The organism is Paenibacillus sp. NPDC101420, from assembly GCF_050277435.1.
Classification (GTDB): domain Bacteria; phylum Bacillota; class Bacilli; order Paenibacillales; family Paenibacillaceae; genus Paenibacillus_AQ.
Window position 1 is genome coordinate 249,475 of sequence record NZ_JBNNSE010000002.1, and the last position, 23,491, is coordinate 272,965.

The window sequence follows — 23,491 nt, forward strand, 5'->3', positions numbered from 1 at the left end:
AACGGAGAGGAAGTAAATCCATGTTGCAAAATATGAAAGGCGCCATTTTCGATCTGGACGGCGTTATTGTAGATACGGCCAAATATCATTATTTGGCTTGGGCGAGTCTTGCTGACGAGCTAGGCTTTACATTTACAGAGGAGGATAACGAACGTCTTAAGGGCGTGAGCCGGATGAGATCGCTCGATATTCTTCTGGAAGTTGGTGGCCTACAATTTGAAGAAGCGGAGAAGCTTGCGATGGCGGAGAAGAAGAATCGCCTATATGTAGAGTACATCTCTAAGCTTGAGGAGTCGGAACTGCTTCCTGGGGTCAAAGAATACTTAACTGGACTGAGAACGCGCGGGATTGGAATTGCGTTAGGTTCAGCTAGTAAGAATGCAGAGTTTATTTTGAATAAGCTGAACATTACGGATCTGTTCGATGCCGTAGTTGACGGTAACAAAGTGTCACTTGCCAAGCCGGACCCGGAGGTATTCTTGATCGCTGGTCAGGAGCTAGGCTTACAGCCGGACGAATGTGTCGTGTTTGAGGATGCGGAAGCGGGCGTTCAAGCAGGTAAGGCTGCAGGTATGAAGGTAGTAGGCATAGGTAAGCCGGAAGTGCTGAAGGAAGCCGATATGGTTGTAAAAGGATTGTATGAGTTGTTGAGTTAAATAAAAAGGGGACCGACTCCAAAGTAGCTGATGCTACTGTGGGGTCGGTCTTTTTTTGCTTTAAATTCCTGTGCTCACGCTGTGTATTCAGCTATCAAGTACAACTGCGCACACCAAGTAGTAATGTCGCTCATTGGGTAATCCAATCGCTCATCCAAAGGCTCAACAAATGTGAAGCCCACAACAGTGTAAAACAGAGGCGAATAATACCTCTCATAGCCCCACGCAGTGGCCTTCACTCTCCCGCCCTATTTTTCTATTTTTGTTTTTTAAGAATTCCGGTGATGGAGTTGCGGAGTGGAGGTTTGGAGCTGGAGAAACGAAGTGGTCGCCTTTATCCTCAGATTTCTACCGCCAAGCGGTATAAAATCAGGAAATCTGAGGATAACAGCGATCGTAAGCCTAAAAGCTCCACGTAGTGACGTACATATCACCTACCCTCATAATCCTTCCTAGAAATGACCAGTTATAAGTGTCCCCCAAAGCCCCACGCAGTGGTCCCTGCCCGCCCTCCCTTTTTTCTGTTTTCGGTTTTTTGAGAGGGAAGAAGGTCATGGAGAGGAATTTTGGAACTGGAGGAGCGAAAGCGTCCGCCTTTGTCTCCGGATTTTATCAGCCATTGGCGGTATAAATCAGAAAATCTGGAGACAACAGCGGCCGTAAGTCCAAAGTTTCCTCGTAATGACACCATGATTCCCTCTCATTTAAATCCGCACAACAGAAAAAAACTACATACAAATGACCATAAAAAACTTTAAAATGAACATATGTAAGCGTTTATCCCTTTGATATAGTTATTTAACCCGGAGGTGTGACTATAGTGTTGTCTAGGCTGATTAGATTGATTCGAAAGCTGAACGTCAAGCAGCAGCTCATCCTGCTATTTCTGATTATGATTTCTCCGATCTTCTTTTTGAACATATATGGGAATTTGAAGGCAGAGCAAATACTGAAGCGCCATGTTACGAATGCATATGTGGAATTGAACAAGCAGAACTTTACGATCATTAATCGGGATATCGATACAGTTAATAAAATCACTACCACCGTGATTCAAAATCCTCTGATTCAGCAAATGAATATGACTGGCTCGGATACCATACTGGAGCGGGTCAAACGATATGAGACAATAGAGAAGCTGTTGGTCAGTTACTCTCAGGGGGCTGAACGTGGTGATGGCATCTATTACTCCCTTTATATATACGATCCGAATGATTATTACTTTTTTGCTCCCAATTTTCCACAGGTTAAGAAGGCGGGAGTTTATTTCTTTTCTAAAGCCGAAGAGCCTTACTGGTTTGAGGAGGTTGTTCAGAAGAAAGGACGCGGCTCGCTGAAGTTCACGGAGAGGCTAAGCGCTCAAGCGGAGAATTTAAAGACACTTACTTACATGAGAGCTGTAAACAACATTTCCAGAAAAGCGGAGACTATAGGGGTTTTGGTCATCACCAAAATGGACTCTAAAATTGGAGAATCTCTCAAATCCATCTCTTTGCCTGACGGCGAAATTTATTTAACAGATTTAAACAATCGTGTTCTCGCCTCCACTACGAATAATACTGGAGAAGTGATTGAGCTGCCGGAGACGGTTGTTGCCGAGGATCTGGAAGGTACAGTGGATGTGATTACCTCCGATTTTATCTATGTGGTTAACAATAACCATGCGCTTGGACAAAAACTGGTCTACAAAGTTCCAGTGAAGGCGCTACTGCAGCAACAGAACGAAATGAAAAGTGTTATTCAATATATCACCGTGGCTTATGCAGTATTTGGACTAATTATGATTACGTACTTCTGGCGTTCATTAATGACTCCTTTGCAAAAGCTGGCTTTTTTCGTGCGAAAATACGAGCCGGGTAATCGAGTTCCAGAGACACCACGGAGGGGGAGTAACGATGAGGTCAGTGTGCTGATTGCTTCTACTTATGATATGGCCCGAAGGCTGAACGGATTAATCACATACAAATATCAGATGGAGCTTAAACAGAAGGAATCCCAGCTTCAACTTCTATATCAACAAATCAACCCTCATTTGCTTTACAACACCCTAGAGAGCATTTATTGGAAAAGCTCTTTAGAAGGAAATGTCGAATCCGCCGAGATGATCAAGGAATTGTCCAAATTAATGAAGATCAGTCTTAGTCGGGGAAGGGAGCTGATCAGCCTTGAAGAAGAGCTGGAGCATGCAACGGCCTATATCAAGCTACAGCAGCACCGTTATGATTATGTATTTCAAGTTGTGATGAATATTCACCCGGATACGAAAAGCAACCTAATTCCAAAAATCACGCTGCAGCCATTAATAGAAAATGCTATTATTCATGGGGTTAAAAATATGGGCGAGGATGGTGAGATCACCATCACAGCAGTGTGTGAGGATGAAACCGTTAGGATCTCTATTGAAGATAACGGCTATAAGTCTGTTGACTATGAAGCCATAGAAGCTGTATTGAATGATGAAAGCCCCAATCCCACTAGCGGTTATGGTATCCGCAATATTAACCAGCGTATTCATTTACATTTTGGCTCTGATTATGGCATCAGCTATACCCCTCGTACAGAAGGCGGAACGCTAGTAACAGTTAAGCTTCCGAAATCGGAGAATCAGGACTAAGGAAGGGGAGCATGCAGATATGTTCAATATATTGGTTGTGGATGACGAACCATTGATTTGTAAAGGATTGAGCAATTTATTAGCTTCATCCGGGCTGGATATTTCTAATATCTATACAGCTAATAGCGGATTTGAAGCACTAGACTGTATACGTATGGAGGAAATTGATCTGCTCGTTACGGACATACAGATGGGTGCGATGAGTGGAATTGATTTGATGCAGCATGCCAAACTAGCCAAACCATGGGTACAGACCATCGTGATTTCTGCTCATGAGACGTTTCAATATGCTCAAATGGCTGTTAGGCTCGGGGCAAAGGATTATTTAATCAAGCCTTTGAATAGTGAGCAGTTTTTGGATTCGGTCCGAAATGTACTCCTTAAGATGGGGAAGCCCTCACCAGAACTAGATGTCTTCATGTCTGGAATTAACGAAAGCTTTCGACTGGAAGAGCCGCTGCCGGAATATAGCAAGCTCTTGAACGAATTGCTCATTGACCCTGGAGTTGTACTAGCTGAAGGAGATAACCTGCTGAAGCTGGATAACCTGAAGCTACAAGGGCCGTATTTTTCCGTCTTAAAACTTAAGGTACCACTGACTGGAGTAAACCAGGAGAAGCAGTATACTATTCGGGACAGACGGCTTCTTTGTTATGCTGCGCTGAACATTGCCAAAGAATTAATGGATCAGGAATGGAACTCGATAGCCTTTTATGCGCCGGATGGAGAAATTACGATCATTATTCAATGGGATGAAAAAAGCTATGAGGATTCTTCTGCCGGCCAAATCAACAGGCTAGATATACTTGGTCGTAGTCTACATTTTAATATCCATAAATATTTACATCTGAATGTGGTCATTGGCATTAGCCAGATTTTAAAGGGGCTTTCGTTTATGGCCGTGTTGAACCGTCAGGCCTCTAATGCAATTCTCTGGAATAATGAGCATAGTGACCATTACGTGTTCTATTATGGGGATTTCAACTGGAACAGTTACACGAGTGATCCTTCTGTAGAAGAACTTCATACGCATAGCAATCTGATCGTACAAAAAGCAAAAGAATATATTGACGAGAACTATGCGCAAAAAGGACTTACTATTCACGATGTGGCTAAGAAGAATCATGTTAGCCCCAATTATTTGAGCTACCTATTTAAGAAAAATACAGGTTATAACCTGTGGGAATATGTAATTAAGCTCCGGATGGAAGAAAGTCGGGAGATGATTTTGAATACCGATCTTCGCAGATACGAAATTGCGGAACGTGTGGGTTATGAATCGCCCGAGCATTTTAGTAAAATTTTCAAAAAATATTATGGGATTAGCCCCAGTGAATTGAAGAAGTAAAAACACTCATGACTTCGGTAGATATAGACATGTTCAGTACAACCCTCATTTCCTACAATTTAAGGTAGGAAGCATTTTGCGAAAAATGCTGATAGAACAATGGAATGAGGGAGCCTGATGAATCAAACCGCAGTAGTAACCGAAAACCCGGCGACGCTGAAGGGGACACCGTACAAGCAAAACCGCTGGAAGAAAAACTTTTGGGGATATATGTTCCTCGTACCTGCCGTAATTGTTTTTATTATGTTCTTGTGGGTTCCAATTTTTAAAGGCTTACTGTACAGCTTCTACCATGTTGATTTTGTGAAAGGTAATAGCTTTGTAGGCTTTGAGAACTACAGTAGAGCACTTAGTGATCCAGATGTTTTGACCGCATTAAAGAACACTGGGTATTACATGTTTCTATGTCTTATTATCGGTTTTTGGGTTCCGATTGCTTTTGCCATCATGATCTCGGAGCTGAGAAAGTTTGGGGGCTTTGTACGTGTAGCGGCTTACCTTCCTTTCGTAATGCCTGGTGTGGTTCTCTATGGACTGTGGAGATGGCTTTATGATCCGGTGGGCCCGATTAATGCGTTACTAGGCACAATGGGTGTGGATCAGGTTGCCTTCTTAACAGATACAAGATGGTCGATGATTTCCCTTGTGTTTATGGAAACATGGCAGCAGTTCGGATCAGGGATGCTAATTTACTTAGCTGCCGTACTCAGCATTCCAAGAGATTGGTATGAAGCCGCTGAGATTGATGGAGCAGGTATATGGGCACGTATAAAGTACATCACATTGCCTTCACTGCGTAATTTAATCTTTTTGATGCTGATCCTGCAAATTATTGGTACTTCACAAGGATATCAGTCACAGATGGCGCTGCTTGATGGCGGTCCAAATAATACTACGCTTACCTATGCGCTGTTGATCGTGAAATATGCATTTACAAGACTCGATTATGGAACAGCTACTGCGCTTGGCATGTTAATGTTCATTGTCCTAGGTGGTTTGGGCATTTTACAGTTCAAGCTTAACAAGGAGGACTACTAAGATGAAAAGCGCAGATAGAGGAATTCTTTCAGAACACGATTTGAAAAAAACAAGTAATAAGATCGTTTATGGTTTGATGTGCGTCGTTATTTTGGTTATGGTTTTTAGCATGTTGTACCCGATTTGTATGACGTTATTCAACGGGTTGAAGTCGAATCAAGAAGTGAATTCATTCCCGCCTCATTTTTTCCCTCAGGAATGGCACTTCAGCAACCTTAAAGACGCGATGAACTACATTGATCTACCCATGTTCCTTAGAAACACCATTTATATCTTTTTAGGGAATATGGTCGTGACGCTTGTCGTATTGGGAATGTCGGCTTTTAGTATTTCTCGTATGAATGTTCCTTACAAAAGAGCTATTTACTTCTTCTTCCTGATGACATTGTTTATTCCGGCGACCAGTTACATGATCCCGAACTTTGTCAATTTGAAAGAGCTCGGATTGCTGAATCAGTATGCGGCCTTCTGGTTGCCGGCGGGAGCGAACACGTTCTACTTTCTATTGTTAAAGAACTTTTTTGACGGGATTCATCCAGAAATCTTTGAAGCAGCACGAATTGATGGGGCCTCTGAGCCGAGAAGCTTTTTCTCCATTGCCGTGCCACTATCCATTCCGATTTTTGCTACATTAGCGATCTTTATCTTTTCTACTGCATGGAATGACTGGTTCTGGCCATCTCTGGTTATGCACAGTGAAGAGAAATATACGCTTGCGACAGCCATTTATAAATACGTTATTAATGTGAAGGCACTCAATACTAATATTAAATTTGCAATCCTGTTTATAGTATCCTTGCCTCCAATCATTGTCTTCTTGATTTTCCAGAAATTCATTATGCGTGGGGTTGCTTTGTCGGCAGTGAAAGGATAAGCAATTATCGACGGATTTATCCACGGATCGTAAACATGCACATGAAAGGAATATAAATGCACCTCGTTTGTAAACGGTTTCTAATCTATGATCGATATGTAAGATAATTATGAATTGAAAAGGGGAGTTTCAATGCGTAAGTACTCTAGCGTTCTACTAAGCGTACTTGTAGCCGGATCGTTGCTATCTGCTTGCAGCGGCAACAATAACGGAAACACAGCGGGGAACAAAGGCGGGGAAGCATCTGCTGCGCCAACAAATGCGGTAACGGATAATACAGCAACCGCTACGGATGCGCCAGTGGATGACATTACTCAAAGAAAAGTGACGATCAAGATTCACTATCCAACACCTGACCTGACTGAAATAAGAGCACAGGAAGACGACAAAATCAAACGTTTCCAAGAGGTATATCCGAACGTAGAAATCGTTAAAGACGACTGGCAGTACAATGTAAGTGAAATCGGAATTAAAATGGCTGCGAATGAAGCACCAACCTTCTTTAATACTTTTGCTACAGAAGCTAAATTCCTGGTTGAAAAGGGCTGGGTTGCTGACATCACAGATCTGTGGAACAAATATGAATTTAAAGATCAAATTAACACCGTGCTTCAAAATCAATTTATTATCGACGGCAAAGTTTTCGGAGTAACACAAAAAGGTTATGTAACAACCACTATGATCAACAAAAAAATGCTGGATGAAAAAGGCGTAGCCATTCCACCTATGGATTGGACTTGGGATGATATGCTGAATACGGCTAAAGGTGTAGCTGATGCCAAAAAAGGTATTTCCGGTATTGCTCCAATGGGTAAGGGGAACGAATCAGGTTGGAACTGGACCAACTTCCTGTTTGAAGCTGGCGGAGAGATTCAAAAGATTGAAGGCGGTAAGGTTATAGCTACATTTAATTCCGATGCTGGCGTTAAAGCACTGGATTTCTACAAGAAACTTAGATGGGAAGCTAACGCGATTCCTCAGGACTGGGCACTTGGTTGGGGCGATGCTGTAGGTGCGTTCCAACAAAGTCGTACAGCAATGGTAATGGCCGGATCTGATGGCGTTATCGAGCAAGCGCTGAACCAAGGTGGACTGAAACCTGAGGATGTGCTTACGTATCCTATGCCAGCTATGGAAAAAGGCGGAAAACACACAGGGGTACTTGGTGGTGACTATCTAGTAATTAATCCAAATGCTACGCCAGATGAACAAGAAATGGCATTCCGCTACATTACTTTTGATTATTTCTCTGACAAAGGTTTGGAAGCACTGGATGCAATTCTTCAACAACGTACAACCGATGGCAAATACTTTATCCCGCCGCTCTTAGACTACTACTCAGCTGATTCTGAGTTTGGTAAGAAGACCAAAGCGGTTTATGACAAGTACACAAATGTATACCAATATAGCCCTGACATTATGGGACTTTTGGATGGTAAACCTGAAGCTCAATACAACACACAGGACTATTACGCAACCATGTCCAATGTTATTCAAGAGCTGTTCTCCAAAAAAGGAACGGATTCCAAGAGCCAGTTAGAAGCAGCAGCTAAAACAGTGCAAGAGAAATTCTTTGATACGATTAAAGCGGAATAGTCTAATGCAAAAACCGGCCCCTTTGGGGTCGGTTTTTTGTTGTGAAGATTTATAAATTTATAAATCTTCAGAAATAGTGATAATCATTTGGAAATTATTACAGTGTAGAGAAATCGTAATTGACTGTGATGAAGAGATACATTTTTGTGTACTGATTTTAGATATATGGAATAAAAAGGAGCTGAAATTTTGCTTATTAAAGTATAATTCTAAGATTTAAAGGGTTTTATAGCACATAATATGGTAAAAAGACTATAATATGATCGAATGAAAGCGCTTTGAAAACAAATCAAAAAAACTTTATACTTTGTGAAAGATTTCACTATACAAGGTGGAAATCATGTGATAAGATAAATGTGTAGAGAAAAACAACTAAAAATTGACAGGAGGACGAGGGAGATGGCAGTTAAGAACGAAGTCGCCGCCCAAGTTAAACAAGTTACCGCTGAAGAGTATATTCAGAATTTAGTGGATAAAGCAAAAAAAGCGCATGAGGCGTTCATGGCGCTAAACCAAGAGCAAGTTGACACAATCGTTCATGCAATGGCGTTGGCTGGACTCGACAAACATATGTACCTCGCAAAATTGGCCGTAGAAGAAACTGGACGCGGCGTATACGAAGACAAAATTACGAAGAACATCTTCTCAACTGAATATATCTGGCACGGAATTAAATACGATAAAACAGTAGGCGTTATTGAAGACAACGCTTATGATAGCTTCCAAAAAATTGCTGAACCCGTCGGAATTGTTATGGGTATCACACCGGTAACCAACCCTACATCCACCACGATGTTTAAAGCGTTGATTTCGATTAAGACACGGAACCCTATTATATTCGGTTTCCACCCATCTGCGCAAGAGTGTAGTGCAGCTGCTGCAAAAATTCTTCATGATGCTGCCGTGAAAGCTGGCGCTCCTGAGAACTGTATCCAATGGATTGAAATGCCAACAATGGACAAGACAAACGCATTGATGAACAACCCAGACGTTGCTCTTATCTTGGCAACTGGTGGTTCTGCAATGGTAAAAGCAGCTTATAGCTGTGGTAAACCAGCACTTGGCGTAGGCCCTGGTAACGTACCTGCTTTCATTGAAAAGAGCGCGGATATTGATCAAGCCGTAACGGACATCATTCTTTCTAAAACATTTGATAATGGTATGATCTGTGCTTCCGAGCAAGCTGTTATTATCGAAGAACCAATCTTCGATCAAGTGAAGAAAAAGATGATTGCTAATGGCTGCTACTTTGTGAATAAAGAAGAAGCTGCCAAACTGACTAGTGGAGCAATGAACGTAGATAAATGTGCGGTTAACCCAGCAATCGTAGGTCAATCCGCAGTGAAAATTGCTGAAATGTGTGGCATTCAAGTCCCTGCCGGCACAAAGATTCTGGTAGCAGAACTTGAAGGTGTAGGCACTAAATATCCACTTTCCGCTGAAAAATTAAGCCCGGTTCTTGCTTGCTACAAAGTTAAGAATGCAGATCAAGGTATCGAACGCGCAGCTCAAATTGTTGAATTTGGTGGTATGGGACATAGCTCGGCTATCCACTCCAACAACGAAGAAGTAATCATGAAGTTCTCTAACCGTCTGCAAACAGGACGTATTCTCGTTAACTCGCCTTCCACACATGGTGCGATCGGCGATATCTATAACACTAATATCCCTTCGTTGACCCTGGGCTGCGGATCTTATGGACGTAACTCCGTGTCGCAAAACGTTACAGCAATCAATTTGATCAACGTGAAAAGGGTGAATCGTCGTACCGTGAATATGCAATGGTTTAAAGTACCTGACAAGATCTATTTCGAAAAAGGCGCTACTCAGTACCTGACCAAAATGCCTGATATCACACGTGTCGCAATTATCACTGACCCAATGATGGTTAAGCTTGGATATGTTGAAAGAGTTGAACATTACCTGCGTCAACGCCAAACTCCTGTAGCTATCGAAGTGTTCTCTGAAGTTGAACCAGATCCATCGACAACTACAGTTGAAAAAGGTACTGCAATGATGAACAGATTCCAACCGGACTGCATTATCGCACTTGGCGGCGGTTCGCCAATGGATGCTGCAAAAGGAATGTGGTTATTCTATGAACATCCAGACGCAGACTTTAATGGTCTGAAACAAAAATTCATGGATATCCGTAAACGGGTATACAAATTCCCTAAACTTGGTAACAAAGCTAAATTTGTAGCAATTCCAACTACTTCGGGTACAGGTTCGGAAGTAACATCTTTCGCAGTTATTACCGATAAAACAACTGAACAGCACACTAAATATCCTTTGGCTGACTACGAGTTAACTCCAGATGTGGCTATCATTGATCCAGAGTTCGTATACAGCTTGCCAAAAACTGCTGTTGCTGATACAGGTATGGACGTATTGACACATGCTATCGAAGCTTATGTATCGGTTATGGCGAGTGACTATACTGATGGTCTAGCTATTAAAGCGATCCAACTGGTATTCCAATACCTTGAAAAATCGGCGCTGGAAGGCGACAGAGTAGCACGTGAGAAAATGCATAACGCATCAACACTTGCTGGTATGGCCTTTGCCAATGCATTCTTGGGTATTAATCACAGTTTGGCGCATAAATGGGGCGGACAGTACCACACTGCTCATGGTCGTACTAACGCGATCCTTATGCCACACGTTATCCGTTACAATGCTAAAAAACCTACGAAGTTCGCTTCGTTCCCTAAATATTCGCACTTCGTAGCTGATGAGCGTTATGCTGAAATTGCCCGTATTCTGGGATTGCCAGCTCGCACAACTGAAGAAGGTGTAACTAGCCTGATCAATGCTATTCGCGATATGAATAAAAAATTGGGCATCGAAGAATCGTTCCAACAACTGGGCTTTGATCCTAAGGACTTCGAATCCCGTGTAGATTACTTGGCTGACCGTGCGTTTGAAGATCAATGTACAACTGCCAATCCTAAGCTGCCACTGGTTTCTGAGCTTGCTGATGTATACCGTAATGCGTTCTACGGAAGATTTGATAATTAATAAATGGTTAAATAGAGAATAGGATAGTTGTGGACTTAGATAAAGGTGACAAATATCACTCGAAAGGTGATATTTGTCACAGTGTTTTTATAGAAAATAAACTAGAATGTTTATATAAACAACGGTCCCACATATGAAATGTTGATTGTGAAATTTGGAACAACCACATCTTTTGGGGATCACGAGACACGGGATCAACCTTCAAGCCCGCGATCTCTACAAATATAATAAATATAGATGGAGGGATTTAGCATGTCGGTGATTGAAAAAGAAGTAAATGAAGTGAAATCCGGTTGGAGAAGTTTTACAAAAGGTAAATGGTCCAAGAAAGTTGACGTTAACAACTTTATCGCTAGTAACATTAAGCCTTATGAAGGTAACGAAGAGTTCCTCGTAGGTCCTACTAGTAACACAACTGAACTGTGGAAGATTATTTCCCAACTGAGCAAGGAAGAAAGAGAAAGAGGCGGCGTATGGGATGTTTCCCTAGATACTGTCTCCACAATCACTTCACATGCTCCAGGGTACATTGACAAGGACAAGGAACAAATTGTAGGCGTGCAGACTGACGCTCCTTTCAGACGTTCCATCCAGCCATTCGGCGGGATCAAGATGATGGTTGATGCTACGAAGGCTTATGGCTTCGAGCTTCCACAAAACATCGTTGACATGTTCACGAACATTCGCAAAACGCATAACCAAGGCGTATTTGATGCATATACACCAGACATGAGAGCAGTACGTAAATCCGGCGTTATCACAGGTCTTCCTGATGCTTACGGCCGTGGACGTATTATCGGCGACTACCGCCGCATAGCTCTGTACGGTATTGATTTCTTGATTAAAGACAAAAAGCAACAACTAGCTGAGCTTGAAGTTGATTCCATGACAGAAGAAGTAATTCGTTTACGTGAAGAGCTGTCCGAGCAAATTCGTGCACTGGGCGAATTGAAAGAAATGGCAGCTGCTCACGGCATGGATATTTCCAAACCAGCGATGAACTTCAAAGAAGCTACTCAATGGGTATACTTTGGATATCTGGCAGCAGTTAAAGAACAAAATGGTGCAGCGATGTCCCTGGGACGTGTTTCTTCCTTCCTAGACATTTATGCAGAACGCGATATTGAAGAAGGTACTTTGACTGAAGAACAAGTACAAGAAATTGTCGATCATTTCGTAATGAAACTGCGTATCGTAAAATTCTTGCGTACACCTGACTATAATGACCTGTTCTCCGGCGACCCTACTTGGGTAACTGAATCCATCGGTGGTATGGCTGAAGATGGAACCACTCGTGTTACCAAGAACAGCTTCCGTTTCCTGAACACCCTGTACAACTTGGGTCCAGCTCCGGAACCAAACTTAACTGTACTTTGGTCCGAAAGATTGCCTGAAGGCTTCAAAAAATATTGTGCTAAGGTTTCTATCGAAACTAGTGCAATACAGTATGAAAATGACGATCTAATGCGTCCATACTGGGGTGAAGATTATGCGATTGCTTGCTGCGTATCTCCAATGCGTATCGGTAAACAAATGCAGTTCTTCGGCGCTCGTGCCAACCTGGCAAAAGCTTTACTGTATGCTATTAATGGTGGTAAAGACGAAAAATCCGGAGCGCAAGTTGGACCGGAATTCCCAGCTATCACTTCTGAATATCTAGATTATGACGAAGTAATGAAACGCTTCAAACCGATGATGGAGTGGTTGGCTAAGACTTATGTTAACACTTTGAACATCATTCACTATATGCATGACAAATATTCTTACGAACGTATCGAAATGGCACTGCATGATCGCGACATTCTGCGTACAATGGCTTGCGGTATCGCTGGTCTGTCCGTTGCAGCTGACTCACTGAGTGCGATTAAATACGCGAAGGTTAAACCAATCCGTAACGAACAAGGTATTGCAATTGACTTCGAAACTGAAGGCGAATTCCCTTGCTACGGTAACAATGACGATGCTGTAGACAATATCGCAGTAGAATTGGTTGAAACCTTCATGTCTATGATCCGTAAACACAAAACATATCGTGATGCTGTACCGACTCAATCTGTATTGACCATTACTTCGAATGTAGTGTACGGTAAGAAGACAGGTACAACACCTGACGGACGTAAAAAAGGCGAACCATTTGCACCAGGTGCTAACCCAATGCACGGACGCGACAAGAAAGGTGCTCTGGCTTCACTGAACTCTGTAGCCAAACTGCCTTACTCTGATGCACAAGATGGTATCTCCAATACGTTCTCTATCGTACCTAAGGCACTGGGTAAAGATGATGAATCCTGTAAGTCTAACCTGGTACACATGATGGACGGATACTTCCATAATAATGCTCAGCATTTGAACGTTAACGTATTTAACCGTGAACAGCTGATGGACGCTATGGATCACCCTGAGAACTATCCACAATTGACTATCCGTGTATCCGGTTATGCAGTTAACTTCATCAAGTTGACTCGCGAACAACAAATGGACGTAATTAACCGTACTTTCCACGGTTCAATGTAATTTGTTTATATTTATAAAGATCTTTCATTGAGATATGCTCTAAAATATTTGCAAGGAATTACCGCTCTTGTTTCAAGGGCGGTAATATCTTGTTCAAGAATCATTAAAATTTTAAATTTTACGGTCGCGATTAAGGAGAACACAGTCTTAAGGGCAGGGATTCTTCTTCGTGAAAGATGGACTGTTAGTCAGTCCTGGAGAAAGGATGACATCCTATGATTAAAGGTCGCATACACTCCTTGGAAACCTTTGGAACCGTTGACGGACCTGGTATTCGATTTGTCTTATTTATGCAAGGGTGCTTGCTGAAATGCCAGTATTGCCATAACCCTGATACTTGGGCTTTAGATGAAGGTAAGGAAATGACTCTAGAAGAAGTGCTTTCGGAGATCGAGCCATATTTAAACTACTATCGTTCATCCGGTGGTGGGTTAACAGTATCCGGCGGAGAACCAACTTTGCAGGCGCAATTTGTAAAACAATTATTTACGGAAGTTAAGAAGCGTTGGAATCTGCACACCACATTAGATAGTAATGGTTATAACGAAGGTGACAAGATTAATGACCTATTGGATGTTACGGACTTGGTGATGCTCGATTTGAAGCATATTGATGAAGAAGCACACATTAAGTTAACTGGTAAATCTAATGATCGGACCTTGAAGCTTGCACGTTGGCTGTCAGATCATAACCGTAAGATGTGGATTAGACATGTATATGTTCCAGGCATTCATGACCGTGAAGAGGACCTTATCAATCTAGGTCGTTATATTGGAACCTTAAATGGCGTTGAGAAATTTGAAATCTTACCTTATCATCAAATGGGTATCTATAAATGGGAAATGCTCGGCAAGGCTTATGAATTGGATGGAGTGCCATCCCCTACGGATGAAGAAGTTCAGCGGGCGTACCGCTTAGTCGAAGAAGGTCGTAAGCAGACAGCGTTGGTATAATTTATACCTACATTAAGTGGAGCCGTTCCTTCAGTGATTTACTGCTGAAGGAACGGTTTTTTTGTTATGAGGGACGTCTGATGTCATTTAAAGGGGTAATTTTGTATTTTCGCTTTAAAAAAATGATATATTTACAGCTGTTAATTAACCAGTTGGAAATACGTTATGATATATATTGTATCATTGCATTGAGTTTTTATTATTATTTTCAAAGTGTATGTATGGTTAAATTACGCCATAAAGCTTTTAATCGTAATAATTACTGAAATAAAGTTATATTATATTACATATTGTGTAGTTGATTCCGCTTTCATTAGAGATTTTTATCCCTATAGTGGATGAATCTTAACCTTACGAGAATGGAATCTGTTTTCTATAATAAGAAGTGTAAAGCACAACATTATATGGGGGGTCACAAGAAATGAAAAAAGGTATGACTTTGCTATTGTCCCTGATTTTTGTATCATCAGCTTTACTGGCAGGTTGCGGAGGCAACAACAATGCATCTTCTAACAAAGGAGATGGAAACGCTACCGCGACGAATTCAGCGGATGCTACAAATGCTCCAGCAACAGAAGAACCGGTTAGTAGCGAGCCGTTCGAAATGACGATTCGTCACACTCAAATCGGTGCCGACAAACAGAAACGTTTAGCTATTCTGCAAGAAGTAGTGAAAAAGGTAGAAGGCGATGTACCGGGTCTGACCTTTAAGCTTGATGGAGTAGATTCAGATGTAAACCGTAAAGAAAAATTACGTGGTGAAATGGCTGCAGGTAATCCACCAGAGATCTTCGATCTTTTCGGAAGCCCTGACTCTAAGATCTATGCTAAAGAAGGTAAATTACTCGATCTGACTCCAATCCTAGAGGAACTTGGAATTAAGGATAAATTCTCAAATCTTGATCCTTTCACTTATGAAGGAAAAATTTACGGATTGCCTATCGGTGGATCTGGTGAAGGGTTCTTCTACAACAAAGAATACTACAATAGCAAGGGTTGGAAAGCTCCAACAACATTTGCTGAATTGGAACAACAATTGGCTGACATCAAGGCTGACGGAAAAGTACCTTTGGCTGGTGCATCTAAGGCTGGGTGGGTACCACTTATGCTAGCTAACCACTTGTGGTCACGTTATGCAGGTCCAGATGTAACCGCTAAGTTTGCAACAGGCGAAGCTAAATGGACTGATCCAAACGTTGTAAAAGGTTTTGCGAAGTACAAAGAATGGGTTGACAAAGGATACTTCAAAAAAGGCGAACTTGGTTTCGAGTATGCTGAATATACAACACAATTCACTAGTAGTGAAGCAATCCTCTTGTATGATGGTACTTGGAAATCCTCCGTATTTAAAGAAGGACAATCTGGCGAAGGTTTGATCGGTAAAGTTGGATTCTTCAATATTCCTCCAGTTGATGGTGGCGTAGGTGACCAAACTGCATTGATGCGTGATGTAAACAATGGCTACGGTTTCTCTGCTTCTGCTGAGAAAGATCCACGTCAATTGGCTGCTGTGAAATCTTTCATCAAAAACTTGTTTAACGAAGAAATGCAATTACGTGGTCTTGTTGAAGATGGCGTATTGCCAGCAATGAAGATTGATCAAAACGTGCTGAATGAAAATATTACGGATGATCTGATGAGCGAAATCGTAGGTGTACTTAATAACTCACAATCTTCGTTCCCAGCATTTGACTCACTTGTTCAAGCTGATGTAACTACAGAAATCAGTAACATTCAAATTCAAAAGCTAATTGGTGGTCAGACAACTCCAGAGAAAATGGGCGAAGCTTTACAGAAGGTACAAGAAGAAGCAAACGCAGCAGTTGAATAAGTAGCTGCAAATTGAATGTACCCTGGTGCCAGAACCAGGGTACATTTTTAAACTCAAAGAAATTATGTGTTTGCAAAGCTCTAAACATTCATTGTTCGCCAGATGTCAAAGCAACCGGAGGTAGTCATGAATAAAGCACTAAGAAATCCATTGGTATTTTTCCTTTTTATTCTTCCAGCACTGATCTTGTTCACGATGTTCTTCATCTATCCCATCTTTAGTTCAATCTATTACAGCTTTACTAGCTGGAATGGGGTATCTGACACAGTCAAGTCTGCCGGAATCAGTAATTTTGAGAAGGCATTAGGAGACGAACGATTCTGGATATCTGTCAAAAATAACGGTTTCTTCATTCTTTTCTCCTGTTTTGTACAGGTACCGTTAATCATATTCTTCTCGTTATTGATATCGAATGTAAAGAAGCTAAAAGGCTTGTATAAGACAGCGGTCTTCATGCCTTCTATTATGTCTACAGCAGTTATCGGTATTCTATGGGGCTTCATTTATGAGCCCAACATTGGACTTTTAAATAAGGTTCTAGGCTTAGTTGGTATTGATCCACTTTACTGGCTGTCGGATGAAAGATTCGCAATGTTATCCATCCTGATCACGAATGCTTGGCAATGGACCGGATTCTACATTGTAATGGTACTTGCAGCTATTCTGTCGATACCAGGTGAATTGGATGAAGCAGCTGCCATTGATGGCGCAACTGGATTCCAGCGTGCTACACGTATCACGCTTCCTTTAATCGTTCCGATCATTTCTGTTGTAATCATGTTGTCCATTGCTGGAGCAATGAAAGCGGCGGATATCGTCATTGTAATGACTAAGGGTGGACCTGCTGGTTCAACCGATGTAATGGCAACTTACATGATTAAATATGCTATCACTAACTTTAAGTACGGGTACGGTAATGCCATTGCAGTCCTGATCTTTGTATTTACATTGGTGGTTACAGCTATTTATCAGCTGCTGATAGCCCGACGCACAGAAAGGATTGAATACTGATGCCACGCGCCCTGAAAAAAAGTCTGCCACACGTCGCACTATTGTCCTATCTACTAGTTATTCTATTTCCTTTCCTGTTCGTGTTATTCTCCTCTGTGAAAAAGGATAACAATGCAATAGCACTTAACCCTTTTGGGATTCCAAAGGAGTTCGTCTTCAATAACTACGTTGAAGCTTGGGTAAATGCCAAGATCAGCACCTACTTTTTTAACAGTTTGTACATTTCCATATTGGCTTCTGTAGTATCTATCATTCTAGCGTCTATGTTTGCTTTTGCAGTTACTCGGATGCGCCAAGGCAAATGGAATACGATTTTGTTCACCTTAGTTATGGTGGGAATGCTCATTCCAAACAACGCATTGATGCTTCCTATTTATACGATTGTACGTAAGATGGGAATTCTGAATACGCACTGGGCATTGATTATCCCTTATATCGCGAATGCAATTCCGTTTACGATAATTATATTGGCTGCATTTATGCGCTCGTTGCCTAGAGAAATTGAAGAGGCAGCGGTCATGGATGGGTTGAAGGCACCAGGTATCTTTGCTAAAATTATTGTACCTCTAACCGTACCTGCCATGGTTACTGTATTCATTGTTAATTTCCTGGGCAATTGGAACGAATTCTTGCTGGCAAACTACTTCCTATCAAATGATGAACTACGTACGCTCCCAGTGGGTATGGTTCAATTCCGTGATCAATATCAGATGAACTATGCACAAATGTCAGCGGGTATCGTCTTCAGCGTTCTGCCAGTAATTGTGATTTATGCGATTTTACAGGAAAAAATTATTGAAGGCGTAACTGCGGGTGGCGTAAAAGGATAACTTTTTTTCTCAGTCAGGAGCACTAGCCGATGAATTTGCGCTATAAATTATTTACGGCATTTTTGGGCCTGATAATCATTCCCTTATTTATTCTAGGCATGCTTATGTTTTTCGTGACTTATAACTCTATTGAGAAGAAGTACAGTCAACAGTCGGAATACTCACTCAAAGCAATTAGTTACAGTATTTCAAATGTGTTAAAAGATATGGATAACGTTACAGACAACGGAATTGCTACCTCGGTTTTTCATATGGCACTTAGCGCAGAAGATCCTTCTAATCAAGATTTGACTGATGCTGAGCAACTCAATTTGAATGCAAGCCAGCGCAATTTCCGTAGTCTGTTGTTTAACCATCCATCGATTAGCTATGCTTTTTTATACAATTTTAACGGTAGAGGTAACTCTGAAATCGTGTCGCTTTTTAATAAGGAAAATTTCCGAACGCTACCCTATGATACTTTCAAAAAAAGTGATTTGTACCAGGAAGTAATGGATTTGAATGGCGTGCCAAAATGGCTGGCTCCTCATGAGTATCCCGAACTTACAGGAACTGAACCTGTGTTTACACAAATTCGACTCGTGAAGGAACTGAGCTTCTTTCAGAACATAGGTATCCTTGTTGTACAGATCAAAAATTGGGAGCTCGAATCGATATTTCGCAATTTAAAAATTGGGGATAGTAATCAGGATGTTTCGTTTATGCTAGTAAATGATGACGGAATGATTCTATTTGACCCAGATCAAAAGCTGGATGGGCAGGATATTCAGTCATTCGCGAATAAAGAGATTACCTTCAAAAAAGGGTTTCAGAGTTTTAAAACAGAGTATAACGGGGAGAAAAGTATTCTCTCCATGTATCATTTGAAAGATTATCCTTGGAGTCTAGTGTCTGTAACCTCATGGGACTCTTTATCTCGAGAAGTTACAGTATTTGCACGCTGGTTTGTTGGGGTTATCTTCCTTTGCTTTTTGGCAGCAGTGATCTTCAATCTATTCTTTATGAATCGCATTACTGGTGCAATCGCCGTAATTGTTCGTTTTATGCGACGTGTTGAGGATGGAGATCTGACTTCGCGGGTAGAAGTGAAGGGGAATGATGAGTTAACGCTTCTTGGTAAAGGCTTTAATGATCTTATGGATAAAATTAACCGGTTGTTTAACAGAATCCATTTGGAACAGCGTCGCAAGAATCAAGCCGAGATGCGTGTTCTACAGGCTCAGATTAAACCGCATTTTTTATTCAATACGTTAGAGTCGATTAATGTTCTGGCTATACAGAATGAAGGCAAGAAAGTCAGTGAGATGGTCTACCGACTGGCAAGTATTTTACGTATTAGCATTCAGGATCGAGAAGAAATTACACTGGATGAAGAGATTAAACATCTGCGCAATTATTTGGATATTCAAAAATTTAGATTTGAGGATTTATTTGAATACGATATTGATATCCCACAAGAATTGATGAGTTGCGGCATTTTAAAGCTTACTTTGCAACCGCTTGTAGAGAATAGCATTCAACATGGATTTGAGGGTATTGATTACAAAGGTCAAGTTTCTGTGAAAGTTTGGGAGAAGCAAGGGGACTTAATTTTACGAATTGAAGATAACGGTATTGGAATTACACCATCTCAGTTGTCTATTTTCCAATATATTGTGAATGATCCTGTGGAGCAAGAGGTTGAAGTTGAACGGGAAAACCGGATGAATCTTGAACGTAGAGGCCTTGGCATTCGCAGTGTAGCGGATCGCATCCGCATTGAATACGGTGACAGATATGGAATATTTATTTGTTCCAGTCCAGGATATGGTACTATTATTCAATGTGTCATACCTAAATACGAGCAGGGGGAAGATCATTATGCTAAAAGTATTATTGGTAGATGACGAAGCCCCAATTCTGAATAATCTGAAGAGAGTGTTGCCATGGCAGGAGATGGGGATGGAGGTCGTAGGTATGGCGCGAAGCGGTATGGACGCCTTGCGCATTGCTGAAGAGGAGCAACCCGATCTTGTGTTGAGTGACATTCGTATGCCAGTGATGGACGGGTTAACTTTTGTAGGAAAGCTGCGGGAATTAGGATTGGATAGTGAGGTACTGCTTCTTACCGGGTATCAGGAATTTGACTATGCACGGGAAGCGATCCGGCTTGGGGTAAAAGAATACATTTGTAAGCCGATACATTATGAGGAGCTTGGCAATAAGGTACGTGAGATCGGAGCTAATATCCGTAGTAAACAGTTTAAGAATAAACTGTATAATAGTATCCCTTTGTTTCAGGAGATTCCTGAAGTTGACAATGGCAAAAAAACGCCGGATCAGCTAATGAACTTGGCCGCTCAATACATCACTGAACATCTTCATTCAGATATCGGGATTGAGGAAGTGGCGAATAAGATCGGCATTAGTGGCAGTTACTTCTGCCTCTTGTTTAAGAACCGTTTTGCAATGACTTTCGTGGAATACGTAACACAACAACGAATTGAAGCTGCCAAGTTTATGCTTACTAACAGCGATAAGAGCATTACGGTGATTGGTTCCGGAGTCGGTTATCAGGAACGACGTTATTTCACGAAGGTATTTCAGAAGCAGACGGGGATGTCTCCTAAGGAGTATCGTGACCGGTGCCGAACCGAAGTGTTATGAGGTCGGCGGCGTATGGTGATGTTTAGCGTCACTGCAAGGAATGTCTGTTACTCAGCATGGTGAGGTAAGCGTCACTACGGAGGAATGTTTGGACTTCCGGTCGCTGTTATCCTCGGATTTCTTGATTGGAAACCGCTGCTTGCGGTTGAAATCCGAGGATAGCATATGCTTCCGAGGTAGCTTTCCAAGGAAAGCTTTTAGGCGAACGCTCCGCTCCTACAGTTCCAAACCTCCTCTCCGTTCCTTCTCCCTCACCACACTTCGTTGTGGGTATGGGGTCATCCCACTCCTGCGGATGTGGGGACTCCCTTGGGAATGCATGGGCTATCGACCAGCCTGCGGCTGTGATAAAGGTACATAAGTTATAACCAATTTAATGATTTTAAACAGTAGAGATGATTATCCTTAGTTATTGAGGATAATCATCTCTTTTTTTATAGAAATATAATATGCTCCCTATACTCCCAAAATTTATCATATGTTTTAATTAGAGTGTAAGAAGGAAGTGCAAGGCGATAGCCAAGCAAGCGTGAAAAAGGCTCTAGATTAGGATGATGGGGAAATGGGGGAACAGAATATGAGTGTGACGAATCCTTCCGTCAGCTTGTCAGAAGTAAAAAAACGCGGTAGGGGGAGAGTGCCGAATTTTCTGAGAGTGATGAAGAAATATTGGGTGTTCTATTTGATGATGCTCCCAGCCATTATTATTCTGATCATCAATAACTACATACCGATGTTAGGGACGGTAATTGCTTTTAAGGATATCAATTACCAGAAGGGCATTCTAGGCAGTGATTGGGTCGGGTTCTCGAATTTCAAATATTTATTCTCGACAGAGACGGCGTGGATCATTACAAGAAATACCCTATTGTACAACACTGCGTTTATTGTACTTACACTATTTTTTTCACTGGCTTTTGCGATTATGTTTAACGAAATGCGCAGCAGATGGCTATCAAAATTCCATCAGAGTGCGATGTTTCTCCCATATTTTCTCTCATGGGTCGTCGTCAGTTATTTAGTATACGGCTTTCTAAGTGCTGAGCACGGGTTCATGAACAAGACACTGCTTCCGTTCTTTGGGGTTGATCCAATTGAATGGTATTCGCAGTCGCAATATTGGCCGGGGATTCTAGTGATAGTAAAGCTGTGGAAAGAGATTGGCTATACGACGGTCATTTATATGGCTGCGATCATCGGCATAGATCACGAATATTATGAGGCTGCGCTGATTGACGGTGCTTCTAAATGGAAGCAGATTCGCAAAATCACGCTGCCGCTGATCAGTCCGGTTATCATCGTAATGACGCTACTGCAGATTGGTAGGATTTTTAACGCAGACTTCGGATTGTTCTTTCAGGTGACTAGAAACGCAGGAGCATTATACTCCACTACGCAAGTTATCGACACCTATGTATATCAGACCTTCCTGGCGATTGGTGATATTGGGATGTCCTCTGCCGCGGGTCTCGTTCAATCTATTGTAGGATTTCTACTGATATTCTTAGCAAATCTAGCAGTACGACGAATAAGTAAAGATGATGCGTTATTTTAGAGGGAGGTGGGCGTGTTGAGCCAGACAGAAACTGCAATCGGGCCGTCGGGTCGTACAGGAAAGAGAGCTAAACGGCAAAGACAACCCAATGAAATTTCTAATATCTCCAATTTGTTAATTAATTTATTCTTCTGGATCTATACGGCGATTTGTGTGGTCCCACTGATCCTCGTGATTATCGTATCGTTCTCAGATGAACAATCGGTTGTGCAGCACGGCTACAGCTTTTTCCCGAACAAGTGGGATATCTCGTCATATGAATTTCTGTTAAAAGATTATTGGCAAATCATAGATGCGGCTGCCGTTTCCTTATTTGTGACGGTGGTTGGAACGATTCTGAGTCTCGTAATTATGGCAATGTATGCCTATCCTATCTCGCGTGGGGATTTTCCACATCGTAATTTCTTTTCGTTCTTTATGTTTTTTACACTTTTGTTTAATGGAGGCTTAGTGCCCTGGTATCTAGTTTATACTCAAATGATGCATTTGAAAGATACGCTATGGATTCTGATTATGCCACTGCTGGTTTCAGCATTCTTTGTCATCATTTTACGAACCTTTTTTGCAAACACAATCCCGCCGGCACTAGTTGAATCCGCTAAAATTGACGGGGCACCGGAGTTTCGGATCTTCGTTCAAATCATTCTACCTTTGTCGTTACCGGTGCTAGCTACAGTGGGATTATTTCAAACCTTGGCGTATTGGAATGACTGGTATCTAAGCTTGATCTTTATTTCACCCGAAGGGCATGTCAATCTGCAGTATCTAATGTATAAGACGATGTTGAACGTTCAGTTCCTGACTGCAAGCCCTCAAGCGATGGCTGCCTTAGCTGCACAAGGTGTAGAAATCAATCTGCCGACAGAGACAGTAAGAATGGCAATGGCTGTTATTGGGATCGGTCCTATCGTATTCGTTTACTCCTTCTTCCAAAAGTATTTTATCAAAGGACTTACCGTTGGTGCTGTTAAAGGCTAATGAGGATTGGAATGGCTTAATTCGGC

16 protein-coding genes are annotated in these 23,491 nt (G+C 41.7%); all 16 read left to right on the plus strand.

Features of this window, described 5'->3' with window-relative positions; translation table 11 throughout:
- Positions 1 to 20: 20 nt before the first annotated feature.
- The 16 genes from pgmB to ACQKMP_RS09960 all read left to right on the plus strand — a co-directional run bounded on the left by pgmB (position 21) and on the right by ACQKMP_RS09960 (position 23,465).
- Positions 21 to 656 carry a beta-phosphoglucomutase gene (gene pgmB, locus ACQKMP_RS09885; protein ID WP_076300843.1) on the plus strand — a complete coding sequence of 212 codons (636 nt, stop codon included), beginning with the start codon at positions 21 to 23 and terminating at the stop codon, positions 654 to 656.
- An 820-nt stretch (positions 657 to 1,476) separates the two neighbouring features.
- A complete protein-coding gene (locus ACQKMP_RS09890; protein WP_042190535.1) occupies positions 1,477 to 3,270 on the plus strand; it encodes a cache domain-containing sensor histidine kinase in 1,794 nt (597 codons plus the stop codon).
- Positions 3,271 to 3,289: 19 nt separating this feature from the next.
- Positions 3,290 to 4,618 (plus strand): response regulator, encoded by a 1,329-nt coding sequence (locus tag ACQKMP_RS09895; RefSeq protein ID WP_042190532.1) that lies wholly within the window; start codon positions 3,290 to 3,292, stop codon positions 4,616 to 4,618.
- Positions 4,619 to 4,735: 117 nt separating this feature from the next.
- Positions 4,736 to 5,656: a sugar ABC transporter permease gene (locus tag ACQKMP_RS09900; protein WP_339242900.1), complete on the plus strand. Its 921-nt coding sequence runs from the start codon at positions 4,736 to 4,738 to the stop codon at positions 5,654 to 5,656.
- Between the two features lies 1 nt (position 5,657).
- Positions 5,658 to 6,530 carry a carbohydrate ABC transporter permease gene (locus ACQKMP_RS09905; protein WP_042190530.1) on the plus strand — a complete coding sequence of 291 codons (873 nt, stop codon included), beginning with the start codon at positions 5,658 to 5,660 and terminating at the stop codon, positions 6,528 to 6,530.
- A gap of 132 nt (positions 6,531 to 6,662) precedes the next feature.
- Positions 6,663 to 8,126, plus strand: a complete 1,464-nt coding sequence (locus ACQKMP_RS09910) for an ABC transporter substrate-binding protein (protein ID WP_076300846.1) — start codon at positions 6,663 to 6,665, stop codon at positions 8,124 to 8,126.
- A gap of 399 nt (positions 8,127 to 8,525) precedes the next feature.
- A complete protein-coding gene (adhE, locus tag ACQKMP_RS09915) occupies positions 8,526 to 11,147 on the plus strand; it encodes a bifunctional acetaldehyde-CoA/alcohol dehydrogenase (protein ID WP_427469316.1) in 2,622 nt (873 codons plus the stop codon).
- Positions 11,148 to 11,399: 252 nt separating this feature from the next.
- The gene (gene pflB / locus ACQKMP_RS09920; RefSeq protein ID WP_042190525.1) at positions 11,400 to 13,661 is read left to right on the plus strand and encodes a formate C-acetyltransferase; all 2,262 of its coding nucleotides are present in this window, start codon (positions 11,400 to 11,402) and stop codon (positions 13,659 to 13,661) included.
- A 215-nt stretch (positions 13,662 to 13,876) separates the two neighbouring features.
- Entirely contained in the window at positions 13,877 to 14,614 is a 738-nt protein-coding gene (pflA, locus tag ACQKMP_RS09925; protein ID WP_042190523.1) for a pyruvate formate-lyase-activating protein, read from the plus strand.
- A 421-nt stretch (positions 14,615 to 15,035) separates the two neighbouring features.
- Positions 15,036 to 16,445: an extracellular solute-binding protein gene (locus ACQKMP_RS09930; RefSeq protein WP_042190521.1), complete on the plus strand. Its 1,410-nt coding sequence runs from the start codon at positions 15,036 to 15,038 to the stop codon at positions 16,443 to 16,445.
- 126 nt (positions 16,446 to 16,571) lie between these two features.
- Positions 16,572 to 17,456, plus strand: coding sequence for a carbohydrate ABC transporter permease (locus tag ACQKMP_RS09935; RefSeq protein WP_042190519.1), 885 nt, complete (start codon positions 16,572 to 16,574; stop codon positions 17,454 to 17,456).
- The gene (locus ACQKMP_RS09940) at positions 17,456 to 18,286 is read left to right on the plus strand and encodes a carbohydrate ABC transporter permease (protein ID WP_042129876.1); all 831 of its coding nucleotides are present in this window, start codon (positions 17,456 to 17,458) and stop codon (positions 18,284 to 18,286) included. Before ACQKMP_RS09935 ends, ACQKMP_RS09940 begins: the two co-directional genes overlap by 1 nt.
- Before the next feature lie 29 nt (positions 18,287 to 18,315).
- A complete protein-coding gene (locus ACQKMP_RS09945) occupies positions 18,316 to 20,172 on the plus strand; it encodes a cache domain-containing sensor histidine kinase (protein ID WP_076284461.1) in 1,857 nt (618 codons plus the stop codon).
- A complete protein-coding gene (locus ACQKMP_RS09950) occupies positions 20,147 to 20,932 on the plus strand; it encodes a response regulator transcription factor (protein WP_042190514.1) in 786 nt (261 codons plus the stop codon). The genes ACQKMP_RS09945 and ACQKMP_RS09950 overlap by 26 nt, the downstream gene beginning before the upstream one ends.
- Before the next feature lie 562 nt (positions 20,933 to 21,494).
- Complete coding sequence (locus ACQKMP_RS09955) at positions 21,495 to 22,487, plus strand: ABC transporter permease (protein WP_231573326.1); 993 nt, start codon at positions 21,495 to 21,497, stop codon at positions 22,485 to 22,487.
- 15 nt (positions 22,488 to 22,502) lie between these two features.
- Positions 22,503 to 23,465, plus strand: coding sequence for a carbohydrate ABC transporter permease (locus tag ACQKMP_RS09960; protein WP_427469317.1), 963 nt, complete (start codon positions 22,503 to 22,505; stop codon positions 23,463 to 23,465).
- Positions 23,466 to 23,491: the final 26 nt, after the last annotated feature.